A 16,796-nucleotide genomic window follows, 5' to 3' on the forward strand; every position below is an offset into this window, starting at 1 on the left:
TTATCACCAACGTTATTTGACATAGAACCAAAATAAGAGGTCATAAATCCGTATAATTACGAATATATGACCTCATTTTTGTATATATTTATCTGCTAGGAAAGCTAGAAAACTTACAATTAATAATATTGGCAGACTTTACCCATTCTTGGTCTAATAGCTTTAGGAACTCATCCCTAGTTAGGCCAATAGTAAAGAGGTTGGTCTTTAGGTCATCTTCCTTTGCTATATCACTCTTGTATATATCAAACTGGTCTGGGATAGGTCTACCTTTTTCATCTTTGGACTTTTCCTGAGTCCAATCGTATACCGTTCCAAAGCTAAAGGAATTTTCACTGTCGCCAGGTCCAGTAGTATGAAGGTCCTTGAAGGCTAAAAATATATCCCTGTTCTTGTCGATTAAGTCTAGGTTGGACATATAGACCTTTTTTAATTTTTTTCTTAGCTGGTCCCTGTCTAGCTTGCCTATATCATCGAACAAGTAGTCTGGATTTCCATTGGTGTAGTATAGACCAGTTTCCTTGTCCTTGAGTCTTTTCCTATTTAGCTGGTAGTAGGCCTGGCTATTTATGCCAAGTTCTATATAGTGGTTCTTTGGATGGCCATCCTTGAGGTCAATGTTTTGACCTGGCTTGGTATCTAGTATCATCTTGTGGCTGGCTGGGTCCACTACACGTATCCAAAATGGCAGGGCATCCCAGTTCTTGTCAAAGTCCTTTAACAAGTCGGCTATGGACACTAGGTCCTTGCTGGCTACAGAGGCAAATATACAGGATGATTCAGGTAGCTTTTTAATTTCAGAAATTATTGTAGCCTTGTCCCTAAAGGCTCCATAAAGGTCGGCTGAAATGACACTGGCTGGCTTACTATAGTCAATACTCCTATGCCCCCTCTTGTAGTCAATTTCCTCATCAATATCTCCTGCTGAATTTAAAAAATCATATGTGTTGGCAGTATCTATGTAGAACTTGTAGTGGCCGAACTGCTTGTCTACAACATAGACATTATTTACTAATTTTTTTGGGTCGCTAGTCGCATAGAAGGAGTAGACAAGGTTGTTGAGGTCGCTGTATTGGCTATGATAGTTATCCACCATCTGGTGGTCAAGTGAATCTAGGTACCTTTGCTTGAGCCTATCCCAAATGGGCTCGTTTTTGGCCTCACTGGTATACATACCGTAGAAGTCAGGGTAGAAGGCCTTGACTAGGGGATTGATAACAAAGACCAAGCCAACTACAAGGATAGCCGTCTTTAAAAGGACAGAGCGGGTAGTGCGGGCTATCCTTTTTTTTATTTCTCGGTCAATGAGCTTTTCCATGCTTGCCTCTAGGTCTAGGGCAGAGGAACCCTCCTCAAATATATCTTCAAATTTTTCTATGGACTGGTCTACAATCTTGTCTAGAGATTTGTCTATAGACTTTTCTCTTTCTGTATTTTTAGGATTTTCTTTATCTATTTTTTTCATATTAGTCACCCCATTTTCTTTCAATAATAATTTGTTTTAGCCTTTGTCTGGCTCTTGACCTTATCTTTCTGACATTGGAAGGGCTGGTAGCCATAATATCGGCAATCTCCTCATCCTTGAGTTGCATATATATGCTGTACATGAGGACTAGCCTGTACCTCTTGGGCAGGAGGGTGATAGCATGGGCAACCTCCCGCATAGTTTCCTCCTTGATTAGAAGGTCTAAGGGGTTGTCTGGACCCGATAGACGTTGAAATATTATTTCTGGATCATCAACATATCGGGATTTAGACCTGATATGGTTGATAAACTCGTTTTTTAGGACCTTGGACAACCAAAACTTGAGACTGCCACCCTCCCTATAGGAGAGGTAGGCCTTGGTGAAAGTTGCCTGGACCAAGGACTGGGCTAGTTGGTAGTCGCCACATAGGGAAAGGGCATATACGAGCAGGTTTTTATGGTATTTTTTGTATATCTCTTCAAAGTCCTTGTTCTTCATATATACCTCCTGGAAGACTTTTAGCTAGGATCCTACTTGGCCAAACCCTTCGACTTGTAGCCCGATTATGGTAGGGCTATAGAATATTCTTTCAAGTAAATTTAGTTTATATTAATATAACACAGGAAGAAGGGATTTGTGACACCTATAGAAAAAATATTAAATTTTATGTATGCTTGTGCAGAAAATTTAATATTTTTTTGTGAAAAGTTTGAAAAAACCTAAAAATAGTTAATAAAGACCCAAATATAGTGAATGTTATTTTCAAAAGAGATGTGTTATACTGTAGATAAGTGATAAAAAATATCAAAAGAAATATAAAATCTGAAAATAATAGGGACATATATTTGGTTATGAAATAGGAATACGTATGACTAAAAAGGCAATATGGCCTTTTAGATATAATAATTTTTAAGGAGGTATTAAAATGACTTTAAAAAAGAAATTAACAAGTGTACTAGCTTCAGCAGTTTTGGTGGGTGCTATGGCAGCTCCGAGTTTAGCAGTCGTTAAAGATCCAAATCTCGACAACGTAAATGTAAAGGTTTGGAAAAACATTCTGACTGGAGAAAAATTCTCTGGCATGGGAAAGCACGCTGAAAAGTGCTTTGAAGATGGAATAGGACTTGTTAAAGGAACTAGTAAAATTCGTAAGGCATATACAAAACCAATAACTGTTTTATTTATAACAGGAAGAATAGAAAGTTTATACTTAAATGGTGAAAAAGGAACTCTGGAACAAGGAACAGATAAAACATTTGTATTCCAAGATAAAGATGCAAGGACGACTGATGATGGTAGAAAGTATTTTGATGGTAAGGCAGTTATCAAGGTTATGAAAAATAGCGAAAAAGACTTAGATTTGGAAATAATCAGATAATGGTATTTTCAGGGGGGAGCAATCTCCCCTTGAAATTTATAAGGAATGCTTATGGAAAGAAAAAAATATAAAATATTTGCTATTTTACTATTGCTTATATTATCTGTGACTTTATATTTATTTAATATAGATAAAAATACGATCGCAAAGACTCAAAGCTACAAAATTTCAACGGAAGATGTGTCAGATTACATTAAAGTATCAAAGATGCAGTATGATGAGCTATTTGGTAGGGGAGAATGGAAGTCCATTTCTAACACAAACAAGAAAAAAGATGAATTAATATCTAATACTATTGACAACATACTAATTACCAAGATTCATACTAGTAGCAATGAAAAAGATAATATTGATCCAGGAGATGAGGATATTGATAAGTTTATAGGTAAAGAGGACACAGGAGAAACGAGAAGATTACTTAAAAAGTATGGTATTTCAGATAAGTTTTTTAGGTCATTTATAAGAGATAGCATGAATGATAATATATATAAAGAAAATTATAAAAAAAAGAATAGACTATCCAATCAAGAAATAAAAAATTATTATTTGGAACACAGGAAGAAGTATAGAGATAATTTTAAAAATATAAAGGATAAGGTAGCTAGTGACCTTGGAGATGAATGTTACGAAAAAAGTGAAAAATACCTATTGAACAAGGAAACAAAGAAAGTTTATAAGGAAAAGTATAAAGCTCTTTATAAAGATTTCGAATAGAGCTTTGAATGTATTAACAATTATAATATGAAGCTCATAATATCAATATAGAGAACATAATAACTAGAGAGGAGAATAATATGGAACGAGATTTTAAGAAATTTAGAAATAAGTTTTTGGCTCTTGCCCTATCTATTTCCATGCTACCAACATCAGGTCTGGTAGCATGGGCCGATGATGGAGAGCAAGTATCCAGCCAACCCCAAGAGGTAACACTACCAGGGACAGGAGATACATTAGAAAAGAAATTCCTTGTGTCGTCTGCACCATTTTTCAATTTAAAGGAAAAAAAGTATCACAGGAATCAGATTGTAAAGATAAGGACAATAGAGAGTTATTTAAATATAAGGACAATGTTTGGTGATCCCGATTCAACTCAGAATTATAGCGATTTAGGTGATTATAAGATGCTACAGGATGAGTTTATTATTGATTTCGAAAATGTGGAAGAAATGGATCCACTACGTATGAACTTGGCCATGTTGGGTGTCGATAATCCATCTTTGGGCTACAGAATTTTTAGTGGAGATTTACAGGGCAGAAGTATGAATATGAATATGCAACCAGACGATAGTGGGCATTTTACAATGAAAAATGAAGATTCTCATAACAACAAGGAAGTTTATGGTCCAAATCGTGTGGAAACATTTAATTTCTTAAGTGAAGAAGAGTCGGAAAATGTAATCTATACTGACATTGCAGCCAATAAAAAAATACCAGTCAGGCTAGTGGATATAGGTAGGAAACCAAAAGATATATCTACAGGTCTATCAGACTTTGATGATAATATTTTTTATGGAGAGATAGAGAAAAAAAATGGTAAATATGAATTAGATCTAAAACTTATAAAAAGCAAAGAAAGTAAAAATAGTAGAGGAAATAAAGAGAAATGGAGTTATTCATATAAAAGGGTAATGGGTAGCGGAGAGGAGGTCATAAACCTCGATCAGAATATAGAATACACATCATCTGATGATCTTGAGAAGGGTAAGTACCAATATTCTATAGCCAAAATTAATTTGGATAAATTAGGTGATAGCATAGAATTAAACGCAGAATCAGAAGATGTGTCAGCTAGTACAGTAAAACAAGCTAATAAAAAGTATAATTTGCTCTTAAAGATAGATCCTTCAAGTCTTGAAGATAAGGGGGTATTCAGCGATAAATTATACCTTAGTGGATGCCATTCTAGTGATGAACTCTTCAGTGGAGAATTATCAAATCCAACCAAGAATTTCTTATTAAATATAATTCCTCAGGGTGACAGCGGATTTGACATATATTTAAATAGAGAGTCAGGTTACAGCAAATACGACTCCCTTCTTTGCACTACTAACGGACAAGAACCAGGTGTATCTGACAAGGTAGATAGTGTTGATACTAGTAATTATCAAGATTATTTGAAGATAAAATTTGGGAATAAAAAAAATAGCGGCAACAACGTATATATAGATAACACCAACCTAAAAGATGGTGGTAATATAGTAATGAAATTCAGGTTAAAACACGGAGATAAACTTGGTGAACAAATATACACTTATAATTTGAAGTTGAAAAAAAAGCACCTTGATACCATAAATGATCTAGACTTTGATATAAATGAAAAAACTTACCCATCTGGTATTAGCTGGGTAGGGCAAAACAATATGAAAATAAAAGTTGAAGGAGAAGAAAAAGACCAGCTTTTATATTTGCAAAATGTATACTATGATACAAAAATTAAGACTGAAAGGGTCACAGACTTGGATGATAAGACAAAGGATTTTCTAAGAAATGAGAAAGTAGGAAGGTACCTTGCCATGGATGTGGGTCTAGTTGATAGAGATGGAAAGCCTGCAGACCTACCTAATGGATGGGACAATCACAATGATTATATTAATGGAATGAAAAAATACTTAGATGGTGGCATGGTTGCTTTTGCCGTTAATAATATAAAAGAAGCGGACCTAAAACCGGTTACTAATCTAGCTAAAAAGAATCTAAAGTTATTTATGGTCAAGGAAGATGGAAGTATCAAGGAACTCAATGATGTACACAAGGGAAGAATAGTAGTCGACAAGGGTGCCAAGAAGGTCAATATTGCCTTCAATTTTTCAAAACCAAAAGAGAGGATAATAATAGCCGAGCCAGATTCTATGGACACAGGGAATAAGCCGGAAGATCAGCCTAGTAATCCCGATAAACCAAAGAAAATGAGCGACTTGGAAAAAAAGATAAATAGGGCCAAAGATTTGGACCTAAGAGCAACTAAGACTGAGGAATCAATCAACGAGCTAGACAAAGCCATAAAGGTAGCTGAAGGTATATTGAATACTGGAACAGACCAACAAAAAAGAGAACAGGAAAATATACTAGATTCTTTAATAGCAAATATGGATAGCGATAAAACAAATATCAAGGATTTAAGCAAGTTGAAGAAATCTGAAGAATTGGCGGAAGGTATTTATGATGTGCTGATTGCAACTAGGCATTACGAAAGACCAAATGAAAATTCAATGTCTAATGAGGCAGTCAAGAAGAAGGCCAAGTTAATTGTTGATAAGGATGGAAATAGAAAATTAAGATTTAGTGTTAAGGGCATCCAGTATGGTGGTCAATATGGACACCTAACAAAGTTGTGGTTTTATGATACACTTAAGGACACTGTTGGACCATCTTTGTCTGATCCTAATTTAGGTAAGATGAATGATGCGAAAATTATAGGTAAATATTCTGATGCAGACTTAGAGGGACTTCCTAGGGAGTTTATTAAGACTGTTGAGATAGGAATAAATTCCTTTAAAGAAAATCCTAAGAGATATATCAGAGTTAAGGTAGACGCTATGGATGGTTTGAATAACTTCGACCCATATAATAATGACAGCATGGAACCAACACAACCAACTGTACTTTGTATTGATTACAGATATATAAAAAAGGATGCGACAAACAATCCAAATCCAGAGTCAGATAATACTAATAAAGAAAAGGAAGACAAGGAAGACAAAGATAAGGATGACAAGGAAGGTAAAGATAGTCTTAGCATTAAAAAAGCAAATAAGGACTTGTTGCAGTACAATATTGACTTAGCTAACCATCTAATAGCAGAAAATATGATTTCAGAAGATAGTATATCATATGTAAAGGGTGCTTTAAAAAATGCAAAAGATGTTCTTAAGAATAAGGATGCTAGTATAGATGACTATAAGACAGCTAATTCACTATTGAAGTTTGCACTTTTAAATGCTAAGAAGGGTGGAGTAAAACCAAACGAAGCAGATAAGAAAGAGATAGAAAAGGCAAAATCAGAAAGTAAAGAAATAATTACAGAAAAAGATATTAAGGATAGTAAGGTTTATGCGGTTCCAGTAAGAATGGATAAGACATATGACCAGATTCCATCAATGGGTAATGGGGCTATAAGTAAGATGGCTTATGTAAAGGTGAAAGATGGAAAGAGTGAGTATTATCTTACATTCTCAGGAATTAAGTTATACGGCAAAAAGGGTCACTTGTATGGATTAGGGGTATATGACAATGGAGTAAATTCATCTGTGAGTGAGGCTACTATTGACAAGGAAATTACCGAATCTGACTTGAATGGAGATCTCAGAAAATTCCCTAGAAGGTATAGATTTACAAGGAATAAGTCAAATGAAAACGAAATCTTTGTAAAGGTGAGTGTAGATGCTATGGATTCCATAGCTTGCAAGGGAGAAAGTGACTACAATAAATTAGTCAAAGGCTCTGGTAGTCAGAACGCAAGACTAGTATTTGATTGGTCAAAGGCCAAAAAGATAGAGAAAATAGAAGATTTGACAGATGATAAACAAGAAGATTCGATTAAAAATACTGACAGACTAGCCGGTGGCAACAGGTACGAAACATCTGCCCAAATCAGTCAGAAGTACTTCAAGTCTGCTGACACAGTAATCCTAGCCAGTGGCAAGAACAATGCAGATGCCCTAGTATCAGCATCATTTGCAAATGCCCACAAGGCACCTATCCTACTGACTAACCTAGATACTACTGATGCTAGCGTACTGAATGAAATATCTAGGCTAAAGGCCAAGAATATAATCATAGTTGGTGGTAGCTCATCAGTTGGCTACAAGGTAGAAGGTGACATGAGGACTAGGGGCTACAGTGTAAGGAGAATTGCTGGTGCCAACAGGTATGAAACTTCAGCCATGATAGCCCAGGAGGTCAAGAATATGACAGGAGCATCAAGGGCAATCTTGATTAATGGCTTCAAGGATGCGGATGCCTTGACAGTATCAGGCCTAGCTACTAGCCAGGGTCTACCGGTTATCATGACTAAGGCTGGAACTCTAGAAGATAATGCCAGGACTAAGCTAGCAGCTTGGAAGCTAGACCAGCTATATGTAGTTGGTGGTACTAACTCCATATCAGATTATGTGATGAATCAGGCAAAGGCAGCCAGCAAGAAGAGGATTGCAGGTCAGGACAGGTTCGAGACTGCTATAGCTATAGCTGATGAGTCTTATCCTAAGGCCAAGAAGGTCATGCTAGCCAATGGCTACAATGCCATAGATGCCCTATCAGCAGGTGCAGTTACTGCTAGGGAGAAAATGCCTATCCTATTAATCAACAAGGCCAAGGTGCCGGATAGTGTTAAGGAAAGGATAAATGGAAAGATAGGTCAGCTAATAGTGCTGGGTGGAGAAAATACTCTTTATTCTACTACAGTAGACTCACTTTCTTTAGCAAAGTAAACCAGACATATTATAGCAAATATAAATTAGACTTAGAGGGGGGCCAAGTGCTCCCCTCTATACTTGTATAGAATATGTATTTTATAGCCAATTGATTGATTTTAAGGCTCTTATAGGTTATAATATAAAATGTTGAATAATGCGATTTAACAAATATATTTTCCAAATGAGACGAGACTTTTGGACCTATATTTGATTGCTAATAATATATTTCGGAGGTTAAATTATGAAATTAGGTATAGTAGGCTTACCAAATGTAGGTAAGAGTACACTTTTTAATGCAATTACACAGGCAGGGGCTGAATCTGCCAACTATCCATTCTGTACGATAGACCCAAATGTGGGAGTGGTATCAGTTCCTGATGATAGATTGAACAAGCTAAAGGACCTTTACAATTCTAAGAAGGTTGTCCAGACAGCTATAGAGTTTGTTGATATTGCAGGTCTGGTCAAGGGGGCATCAAAGGGTGAGGGTCTTGGCAACAAGTTCCTTTCAAATATCAGAGAAGTAGATGCTATAGTTCACGTAGTTAGGTGTTTTGAGGATTCAAATGTAGTCCATGTGGATGGCTCTATCAACTCCTTGAGGGATATAGAGACTATAAATCTTGAGCTGATTTTCTCAGATATGGAAATATTGGACAGGAGAATCACAAAGACTACTAAGGCCCTAAAGGCTGACAAGACTCTACAGTCAGAGCTAGATATACTTAACCAGGTCAAGGCTACCCTAGAAGAGGGCAAGAGTATCAGGACTATGGACCTATCAGATGATGACTGGGCCTTTGTAAAGTCTCTAGACCTATTGAGTTCTAAGCCGGTAATCTATGTGTCAAATGTTTCTGAGGATGACTTGGCTGATGACGGGGCCAATAATGAAATGGTCAAGGCTGTAAGAGAATTTGCTGCTACTGAAAATTCAGAGGTGGTAGTAATATGCGCCCAGATAGAGGCAGAAATATCAGAACTAGAAACTGAAGAGGAAAAGTTGGAATTCTTGGAGACTCTAGGCCTATCACAGTCTGGTCTAGATAAGCTAATCAAGTCTTCCTACCACCTACTAGGCTTGATTTCCTTCCTTACTGCAGGTGAGCAGGAGGTAAGGGCATGGACTATCAAGGATGGCACTAAGGCTCCTCAGGCTGGTGGCAAGATACACTCAGATATTGAAAGAGGATTTATCAAGGCAGAGACTATAGCCTATGAGGCCTTAGTTGAGCATGGTACTATGGCTGCTGCCAAGGAAAAGGGCCTAGTAAGGCTTGAAGGTAAGGATTATATAGTCAAAGATGGAGATGTTATTCTGTTCAAGTTTAACGTATAAATAACTGAGGTGTAGATATGTTTGTGAAGTTTGAGTGTGAGAATTTAAAGAAAGCAATAATTGATAACTACAGGGAAAAGATAGATCCTGCCTTTGATGGTCAGGATGTCAGCCCTGATATGATGGAGAAATTTGACCTATTGGATATGAATGACTATGGTATTACTAGCCTAGAGGGTATCCAGTATGCCAAAAACCTTAGGCACCTGTATATGGCCAACAATGAGATAAGTAGCATTGAGCCATTGAGAGAGTGTGGTATGCTTGAAATTTTGGACTTTCAAAAAAATCAGGTGGAGGATATTTGGCCACTTGAGCTTTTGAGGAGGTTAGAATCTTTGAACATTGCCCACAACAAGATTACAGATGTTATGGCCTTGAATGATATTGCCAATATTGATAGTATAAATATATCTGGTAATACTATTGAAAATAGGCTGCCCCTACGTCATATCAGGTTTGTAAAGAAGTAAATCCTTGATAGATGGTGCCTGGGCACTGAGAAAGGAATAGTTATGACAAAGATGAATATAGTAGACCTTGGGGAAGGATTATCCCTTGGTCTAGTAAAGACAAAAAAGTTTAAATCGAATCTGATTTCCATATATTTTCAGAGGATCTTGGACAGGCAGGAGGTCACTAGGATATCCCTATTGACCAACCTCTTACAGGTTGCTACAAAAAAATATCCTAGTATGAAGGATATATCTCAAAAGCTTGATAGCCTATATGGTCTGTCTATGAATTTGGGTGTGTCAAAGCATGGTGAAAAGTTGATCACTAGTCTGAAACTGCTTAGTATATCTGACAAGTACCTTGATCAACCAATATTTGAAGACGTGATTGATTTTGCCAGTCAGATACTCTTGAATCCACTTGTGGTCGATGGACAAATAAATCCTTCTATGCTGGACTTGGAAAAGAAGAGTCTAGAAGAGGAGATAGCTTCAAAGATTAATGATAAGAGGACCTATGCCAGCCTCAAGTGCATAGAATATATGTGCCAGGATGAGCTGTATTCTATAGACCATGTTGGTTATATTGAAGACTTGGAGTCTATAAGTGGTCTTGATGTATATGACACTTATAGAGACCTTGTAGCTAGTTCTAGGATATTTATCTTGGTAGAGGGTGACTTTGATGAGGACAAGGTAAGAGACCTATGTATAGACAAGTTCCAGTTTGAAAGAAGGAATGTCCAGAGTCTACCTAGGGAAGATTTTAGTAAAATTCCAGGGCCTACTAGGTATTTTGAGGAAGATATGGCTACTAGTCAGGGCAAGTTAGTTATAGGCCTAAGGACTGGTGTGGACTACACTAATTACGATAGGTATTATAGTCTGATGGTAGCCAATAGTATTTTCGGTGGCGGTCCACATTCCAAGCTTTTTAACAATGTCAGAGAGAAGGAGAGCATATGCTACTATGCATCTTCTACACTGGAAAAGACCAAGGGGCTGATGCTTATAAGCTCTGGTATAGATGCAGAAAACTACGACAGGGCCCTAGAGCTGATTAGGAAGGAATTGGATGATACTAGCAAGGGTATGATTAGCCAGTTAGAGCTAGATAATGCCAAGAAGAGTATAATAAATTCCTTAAAAACTATTGGAGATTCGATAGTTTCAGATATGGACTTTTTCTACAACCAGTATATATCTGGCAGCCAGCTAAGCGTAGAAGATGTAATAGGATATGTGGAAAAAGTTGATATAGATATGATCATAGAATCCATGAAGGATATCAAAGAAGACACTGTCTTCTTTTTGAAGTAGGTTTTAAGGGAGGATTTTATGAAGAAGATATATAATGAAGTAATAAGGGAGACTATCTACTACGATAGTCTAGAAAATGGCCTAGAGGTATATTATATGCCAAAGGAAGGTTATACCAACAAGTATGCAATCTTGGGTGTAGACTTTGGTTCTAATGACTTGGACTTTATACCGATTGGAGAAAAGGACAGGATTAGGGTAAATGAGGGTATAGCCCATTTCTTGGAGCACAAGATGTTTGAGCAACCGGATGGTGGTAACGCCTTTGACAAGTTCTCAAAGCTAGGGGCCAGTGCCAATGCATTTACTAGTTTTACAATGACTGCCTACCTCTTTTCTGCTACAGATAATTTTATGGAGTCCCTGGACCACTTGATTGACTATGTCCAAACTCCTTATTATACAGATGAAAATGTCAACAAGGAAAAGGGGATAATAGCCCAGGAAATCAAGATGTACGAGGATGATCCTGAGTGGAATGTCTACTTCAACTGTTTGAGGGCTATGTACTCCAACCACCACGCAAATATCGATATAGCTGGTAGTGTGGAATCAATCAATAGGATTAGCCCAGAGGAATTGTACAAGTGCTACAGGACCTTCTACAATCCAGCTAATATGAAGCTATTTGTGGTGGGTGATCTGGATGTGGAAGACTTGATGACTACAATCAAAAGGGCCAACCACAAGGACCTAGCATTTGACAAGAATATCAGGTCTTTTATGCCTGAAGAACCAGTAGAGGTCAAGCAGAAAAAGATTGTTGAGGAATTTACGGTATCTATGCCTCTTTTCTATATAGGTTACAAGGATGTAAAGATGGATATGGATCCTAGAGAGGCCCTTAAAAATGAGATAAGGACAGATATTCTATTTGATATGATATTTTCTGAGAGTGGTGACCTCCACCAGGTCCTATACAATGATGGACTTTTGGTGGGCAATATTTCAGGTGGATACATGAATCAGAAGGACTATGCCTATGCTATAGCGTCTGGTGTGTCCAGAGAACCTGAAAGATTAAAGCAGGTGGTTGACTCATACATAGACCAAGTCAGAAAATCTGGCCTAGACAGGCAGGATTTTGAAATAAATAAGAAAAAGAAGATTGGCGGATTCTTGAAGTCCTTTGACTCTATTACATATGTGGCCAATAATTTCTTGTCCTATAGTTTTAAGGGGATAAACTTCTTGGATTATTTAGAAGTGCTCAAGGAAATAAGCTTTGAGGATGTGGTCGATAGGTTGGATACTTTCTTCTTTGAAGACCAGAGTGTAATATCTATAGTAAGGCCTAAGTCTGAAGAATAGGGGTGACTTGTTTTGGATAGAGTAGCATTTTCTATATTTGGACTGGATATAATGTGGTACGGAATATTGATAGCGACGGGTATTGTCCTAGCTATACTGGTATCTTCTAGAGAGGCATCTAGGCTGGGCTATGAGGACGGCCAGGTGACTGATATATGCCTTTTTGCCATACCTCTTGGTATAGTAGGTGCTAGAATATATTATGTAGCATTTAACTGGTCCCAATATGCAGGGAATTTTAAGGAAATAATAAATATCAGGGGTGGTGGCCTTGCCATACATGGTGGTATTTTAGCAGGTATATTGACAGTTTGGATATATACTAGGATAAAGAAGTTAGAATTTTTTAAGACTGGAGATATTTTGGTCTTGGGCCTACCCATGGCCCAGGCTATAGGCAGGTGGGGCAACTTTATAAATGGAGAGGCCCACGGTGGCCCTACTAATCTACCTTGGGCTATAATGGTCGATGGCCAGAAGGTTCATCCAACCTTCCTCTATGAGTCCATATGGGATTGGATGATATTTGTCTATATCTTTATGATTAGGAAAAATAAAAAATATGAGGGCCAGATCCTAGTTGACTATATATTCCTATACTCACTGGGTAGGTTCTTTATAGAAGGGCTGAGGACTGACTCACTCATGTTGGGACCTATCAGGATGGCCCAGTTGATTAGTCTAGTGGGCATAGTGATTGCCCTTGTAATGAGACACTTCCTTTTAAAGAAGGAAAAAGAAAGTAGGGAAAAAGATGGAATTTAACCATGTATCAGTTCTTTTGAATGAATGCATTGAAAATTTAAATATAAAGCCAGATGGTGTATATGTAGATTGTACAATGGGGGGTGCAGGTCATAGCAAGGAAATAGCAAAGAGCTTATCTGAAAAAGGTAGGTTGGTATGCTTTGACCAGGATATAAACGCCATCAATGTTGCAAAAGAGCGTCTGAAAGAGTACAATGATAGGGTAATACTGGTACATAACAATTTTGAAAATATAAAAGAAGAGCTAGAGTCTAGAGGTATATACCATATAGATGGTGTTTTGGCAGACCTTGGTGTTTCGTCTCACCAGTTGGATGAGGCAAGTAGGGGCTTTTCATATATGCATGATGCCCCGCTTGATATGAGGATGGATGATAGGGCTAGTATGTCGGCCTGGCAGGTAGTGAACAAGTATTCTCAGGATGATTTGTATACTATTATAAGGGACTATGGTGAGGAAAACTGGGCCAAGAGGATAGCTGAGTTTATAGTCAAGGAGAGGTCAGACCACCCTATTGATACTACATTTGACCTAGTGGATGTCATCAAAAAGGCTATACCAAAGGGGGCCAGGATAGACGGGCCACACCCGGCAAAGAGGACCTTCCAGGCTATTAGGATTGAGGTCAACAATGAGCTGGGGGTAATAAATACCATGATAAGGGATGCAGTCTCCATGATGAATAGGGGTGGTAGAATTTGCATCATAACCTTCCATTCCCTAGAGGATAGGATTGTTAAAAATGAATTTAGGTACCTCAACAAGGACTGTATATGTCCACCTGAACTACCATTTTGTCAGTGTGATAAGAAGAGCGAGGTTAAGATTATAACTAGGAAACCAATTCTCCCAAGCAAGGAAGAGGTGGAATTTAACCCGAGGTCTAGGAGCTCAAAGTTGAGAGTAGCAGAAAAAAAGTAAAGAGTAGGTAGAAATTGAGGAGGAAAAGATGATTAGCCTAAGAGTTGAAGAAATCGCCCAAGCGACCCAGGGACAGCTTTTATGCCAGGGTATGAACGGCGAAATCACCAATATAGTTATAGATAGCAGGTTGGTCGGACCAGGAGCTATATTTGTTGCAATAGTTGGTGAAAGTATGGATGGACACGTCTTTTTAGAGTCTGCCCACCAAGAAGGGTGTAGGTTTTTCTTGGTAAGTAACGAAAGCTACATCACAGATAGGTTTAAGGATAGTACAGTTATTAAGGTTGATAATACTGAAATAGGACTTGGTCTTTTGAGCAAGTACTATAGAGACCAGTTTGATATACCTTTTGTAGGTATAACGGGTAGTGTAGGTAAAACAACTACTAGGGATATGGTTTATTCTGTATTGGCTAGTAAATTTAATACTATAAAGAACGAAAAAAATTATAACAATCAATTTGGGGTACCCCTTACCCTGTTTAGGCTCGAACCTAGCCACCAGACTGCTGTGATAGAGATGGGTATGTGTGGTTTTGGTGAGATAGAATACCTGGCTAATATAGTTAGGCCTAGGATAGGAATTATAACCAATATAGGCATGTCTCATATTGAGCATCTGGGTTCGCAGGAGGGTATATTCAAGGCAAAAATGGAAATTACATCGGGCTTTGACCAGGACTCATCACTCATTGTAAATGGTGATGATAGGTTCCTTAGGACTGAGCTTGATAGATATAGAAATAGCGAAAAAGATTCTTACAAGGTGTATTCCTTTGGTATGGAGCTACAAAATGACCTATGTTGCAAGTATCAAGAAGTTGTAGATAATGACAATACTAGGTTTACATGTAGCTTTGAGGGGGAAAACTATGACTTTACTATACCTTGTCTAGGAGAACATAACGTCAGAAATGCTATGGCAGCTATCTTGGCAGGTCATATAATGGGCATGAGCATGGATGAAATTGCTAGGGGCTTGATGGAGTTTGTGGCTACTGAAAACAGACAAGACATAATAAAGACTGACAGGTTTACCCTAATTAACGATGTATATAATGCCAGCCCAGACTCAATGATAGCAGCCCTAAAGGTCCTAAAGTTGTACAAGGAAAATAGGAGAGTGGCTATACTAGGAGATTGCCTAGAGATGGGTGACTATGCAGAGGAAGGCCATAGGAAGGTCGGCTACCAGACTCTAGACAAGGCTGACCTAATTATAACTACAGGTCAGGCCGCTAGATTTATAGGGGTAGAAGCTATGGAGAGGGGCTTTGATCTTAGTAGAGTGTTTCACTTTGAGACCAAGGAAGAGCTTATAGGGTCCCTAGCAGATATAGTTGAAGATGGAGATGTAATCCTCTTGAAGGCATCTAGGGGAATGAAGTTTGAAGATATAGTAGAGGTCTTGAAAGGAGGCTGTCAATGCTAGGTTTTAGAGAATTGGCAATTACGGGCTTGTTTGCCTTTGTATTGGTATTGATAATGGGGCCAGTGGTTTTACCAGCCCTTCATAGGTTCAAGTTTGGTCAGACTGTCAGGGATGATGGCCCACAGACCCACCTTAAGAAAAATGGTACACCTACTATGGGTGGTGTCATGATGATAGTGGCTATCCTGGTAGTTACCTTGATTAGGGCAGGTATCAGTAGTGATATATTGATGGCCCTGCTGTGTATGTTTGGCTTTGGTCTAGTTGGATTTTTTGATGACATAGTGAAAATCAAGATGACTAGGTCATTGGGGCTTACTCCTATTCAAAAAATAATAATACAGGTTGTCCTTGCCTTGGTTCTTGCCTTTTATAGGTATTGGACTATAGGATCAGGTGACCAGTTTATAATTCCTTTCGTGAAGATAGGTATAAACATTGGTATATTCTATATACCTCTAATGTTGATTGTAATATTGGGTACTGTAAATGCTGTCAACCTAACTGATGGTTTGGATGGTCTAGCTTCTGGAATTACTGCTATTGTGTCTACATTCTTTGTCATATTTGCCTTGATAGTAGCTCAGAACGCAGGTATTTCACAGATGGCAGCAGCTACACTAGGTGCCTGTATAGGATTTTTGTGGTTCAATGTCAACCCAGCCAGGGTATTTATGGGGGATACAGGCTCAATGGCCTTGGGTGGAGCAGTGACTGCCTTTGCCCTGTTTACTAACTCTGTATTGATTATACCTATAGTAGGTGGAATATATTTTGCAGAAGCCCTATCAGTTATAATACAGGTTATGTATTTCAAAAAGACTAGGAAGAGAATCTTTAAAATGGCCCCACTTCATCATCATTACGAGCAATGTGGATGGCCAGAAACAAAGGTTGTATTTATATTTTGGCTAGTATCAGTCGTCCTTGTTTTGATAGGACTGGTAGCCATGTTTTAATAAATATACAATTTTAGCAAGAATGGTCT

General features: G+C 37.9%; 13 protein-coding genes. 11 read left to right on the top strand and 2 right to left on the bottom strand.

Going from position 1 to position 16,796, the window contains the following annotated elements:
- Positions 1 to 88 precede the first annotated feature (88 nt).
- Positions 89 to 1,465 (bottom strand): hypothetical protein, encoded by a 1,377-nt coding sequence (locus HMPREF1639_RS04180; protein ID WP_036763635.1) that lies wholly within the window; start codon positions 1,463 to 1,465, stop codon positions 89 to 91.
- A gap of 1 nt (position 1,466) precedes the next feature.
- Positions 1,467 to 1,964, bottom strand: a complete 498-nt coding sequence (locus HMPREF1639_RS04185; RefSeq protein WP_036763638.1) for an RNA polymerase sigma factor — start codon at positions 1,962 to 1,964, stop codon at positions 1,467 to 1,469.
- A 427-nt stretch (positions 1,965 to 2,391) separates the two neighbouring features.
- Here HMPREF1639_RS04185 and HMPREF1639_RS04190 point away from each other — a divergent pair, with 427 nt between their 5' ends.
- The 11 genes from HMPREF1639_RS04190 to mraY all read left to right on the top strand — a co-directional run bounded on the left by HMPREF1639_RS04190 (position 2,392) and on the right by mraY (position 16,767).
- Positions 2,392 to 2,844, top strand: coding sequence for a hypothetical protein (locus HMPREF1639_RS04190; RefSeq protein ID WP_036763640.1), 453 nt, complete (start codon positions 2,392 to 2,394; stop codon positions 2,842 to 2,844).
- A gap of 51 nt (positions 2,845 to 2,895) precedes the next feature.
- Positions 2,896 to 3,558, top strand: a complete 663-nt coding sequence (locus HMPREF1639_RS04195) for a hypothetical protein (RefSeq protein ID WP_156955945.1) — start codon at positions 2,896 to 2,898, stop codon at positions 3,556 to 3,558.
- Positions 3,559 to 3,638: 80 nt separating this feature from the next.
- Positions 3,639 to 8,273: a cell wall-binding repeat-containing protein gene (locus HMPREF1639_RS09455; protein ID WP_052045417.1), complete on the top strand. Its 4,635-nt coding sequence runs from the start codon at positions 3,639 to 3,641 to the stop codon at positions 8,271 to 8,273.
- Between the two features lie 226 nt (positions 8,274 to 8,499).
- Positions 8,500 to 9,597 (top strand): redox-regulated ATPase YchF, encoded by a 1,098-nt coding sequence (ychF, locus tag HMPREF1639_RS04205; protein ID WP_036763647.1) that lies wholly within the window; start codon positions 8,500 to 8,502, stop codon positions 9,595 to 9,597.
- Between the two features lie 17 nt (positions 9,598 to 9,614).
- On the top strand, positions 9,615 to 10,070 hold the full coding sequence (locus tag HMPREF1639_RS04210) for a leucine-rich repeat domain-containing protein (RefSeq protein WP_036763650.1): 456 nt from the start codon (positions 9,615 to 9,617) through the stop codon (positions 10,068 to 10,070).
- 42 nt (positions 10,071 to 10,112) lie between these two features.
- A complete protein-coding gene (gene yfmF / locus HMPREF1639_RS04215) occupies positions 10,113 to 11,372 on the top strand; it encodes an EF-P 5-aminopentanol modification-associated protein YfmF (protein WP_036763652.1) in 1,260 nt (419 codons plus the stop codon).
- 18 nt (positions 11,373 to 11,390) lie between these two features.
- Positions 11,391 to 12,683, top strand: a complete 1,293-nt coding sequence (gene yfmH, locus HMPREF1639_RS04220; protein WP_036763655.1) for an EF-P 5-aminopentanol modification-associated protein YfmH — start codon at positions 11,391 to 11,393, stop codon at positions 12,681 to 12,683.
- A 12-nt stretch (positions 12,684 to 12,695) separates the two neighbouring features.
- Positions 12,696 to 13,448, top strand: coding sequence for a prolipoprotein diacylglyceryl transferase (lgt, locus tag HMPREF1639_RS04225; protein WP_036763658.1), 753 nt, complete (start codon positions 12,696 to 12,698; stop codon positions 13,446 to 13,448).
- Positions 13,438 to 14,373 (top strand): 16S rRNA (cytosine(1402)-N(4))-methyltransferase RsmH, encoded by a 936-nt coding sequence (rsmH, locus tag HMPREF1639_RS04230; RefSeq protein ID WP_036763661.1) that lies wholly within the window; start codon positions 13,438 to 13,440, stop codon positions 14,371 to 14,373. Before lgt ends, rsmH begins: the two co-directional genes overlap by 11 nt.
- Positions 14,374 to 14,401: 28 nt before the next feature.
- Entirely contained in the window at positions 14,402 to 15,808 is a 1,407-nt protein-coding gene (locus HMPREF1639_RS04235) for a UDP-N-acetylmuramoyl-tripeptide--D-alanyl-D-alanine ligase (protein ID WP_036763664.1), read from the top strand.
- Positions 15,802 to 16,767: a phospho-N-acetylmuramoyl-pentapeptide-transferase gene (mraY, locus tag HMPREF1639_RS04240; RefSeq protein ID WP_036763666.1), complete on the top strand. Its 966-nt coding sequence runs from the start codon at positions 15,802 to 15,804 to the stop codon at positions 16,765 to 16,767. Before HMPREF1639_RS04235 ends, mraY begins: the two co-directional genes overlap by 7 nt.
- Positions 16,768 to 16,796: the final 29 nt, after the last annotated feature.

The sequence above is a fragment of the Peptostreptococcus sp. MV1 genome, from assembly GCF_000758885.1.
Lineage (GTDB): Bacteria > Bacillota > Clostridia > Peptostreptococcales > Peptostreptococcaceae > Peptostreptococcus.